Raw genomic sequence first — 262 nt, forward strand, 5'->3', positions numbered from 1 at the left:
GTATCAGGGTGAAAAGGTCGATGAGATGGCGGCAAGCCAGCTTCCGCAGGCGACGCATCCGTACACGCGCACCCTGTGGACCTGTCGTCCAGACGCCCATACTTATGGACAGATGCTGCCGACGAACGATAGATAGAAGATCTCGAAGGACGCCATATAATTAAAAAAAAAAGGTTAACCAGGTGCAGGTCACCTTCGGGGAAAAAACGGCGGTCTCTGCCGCCAGCTTTAGCATAGAGAGAGGCGAGACGTTCAGCCTGAT

Annotated in this window: 2 pseudogenes; both read left to right on the forward strand. The window is 53.4% G+C overall.

Annotated elements, in window-relative coordinates:
* Positions 1 to 136, forward strand: a pseudogene (locus IM295_RS22950) (ABC transporter ATP-binding protein); the annotation flags it as partial.
* A gap of 46 nt (positions 137 to 182) precedes the next feature.
* Positions 183 to 262, forward strand: a pseudogene (locus IM295_RS22955) (ABC transporter ATP-binding protein); the annotation flags it as partial.

Origin of the sequence: Enterobacter cloacae complex sp. P14RS (assembly GCF_014895895.1) — a bacterium.
In the GTDB taxonomy this organism is placed as follows: domain Bacteria; phylum Pseudomonadota; class Gammaproteobacteria; order Enterobacterales; family Enterobacteriaceae; genus Enterobacter; species Enterobacter bugandensis.